Source organism: Mesorhizobium sp. M7A.F.Ca.CA.004.06.1.1 (assembly GCF_003999135.1).
Lineage (GTDB): Bacteria > Pseudomonadota > Alphaproteobacteria > Rhizobiales > Rhizobiaceae > Mesorhizobium.
The window spans coordinates 1-639 of the sequence record NZ_RZPQ01001360.1; the positions used below are offsets into that span (position 1 = coordinate 1).

Sequence of the window (639 nt, forward strand, 5' to 3'; positions counted from 1 at the left end):
GTGTATCAGCGAATAGCAATGCACGCATTCAAGTGCGGCGGCGACACGCAGTGTCGCCTCGCCATCGGCGGAAAAAAGGGCGGCACTTTCCATGACCAGGAAGGGCCGCAGGCGCTTGCCGCCGTTCAGCACGCCGTGCCGCATGGCTGCCATCAACCGCTCAGGCCGGGCGATCTCGCCCGAAAGCGCGCGGTCGTCGAGCAGCCGCCGCAGCAGCACCTCGACGGCGGCAGCGCGTCGGATGAGCGCCATTTCGAACGCCATTTGGTCGTCATTCGTCATGGCCGGGACCGGTAGCCGACACTCAGACGTTGCGCAAGAAGGCAAGCGCCATTATGCCGGAGCAGTATGAGCCCGTTTGGAAACTCTGCTCCTGCGGTCATCTGAGGGCGTTTTCTGCGCTTCCGGTGCTTGCGTACTCTAATGTACGCTCCGCTCCGGTTCTCGAAAACACCGTCACATGACTCACAGGAGCGCGTTTCAAAACGAGCTCTCTGGCACGGGTTGGGCGGCTTGGCGGAACCGATCGTCGATCATGAAACCGAAAAGCTGGACATGGCGACGAGATCGCGAGGCGTAAATCGCCGCGGTCTCAAACGCTGGGTCCGGCGCGGCATCGTCGTGGCCGCGGTGCTGGCT

At 62.8% G+C, this 639-nt stretch carries 1 protein-coding gene and 1 pseudogene; one reads left to right on the forward strand and one right to left on the reverse strand.

What is annotated here, in order from left to right; genetic code table 11:
• A partial coding sequence (locus EN906_RS36325; RefSeq protein ID WP_206529294.1) for a polyprenyl synthetase family protein occupies positions 1 to 282 on the reverse strand: 282 nt, incomplete at its 3' end.
• A gap of 222 nt (positions 283 to 504) precedes the next feature.
• Between EN906_RS36325 and EN906_RS39095 the strand changes: the two are divergent.
• A pseudogene (locus EN906_RS39095) lies at positions 505 to 639 on the forward strand (monofunctional biosynthetic peptidoglycan transglycosylase); the annotation flags it as partial.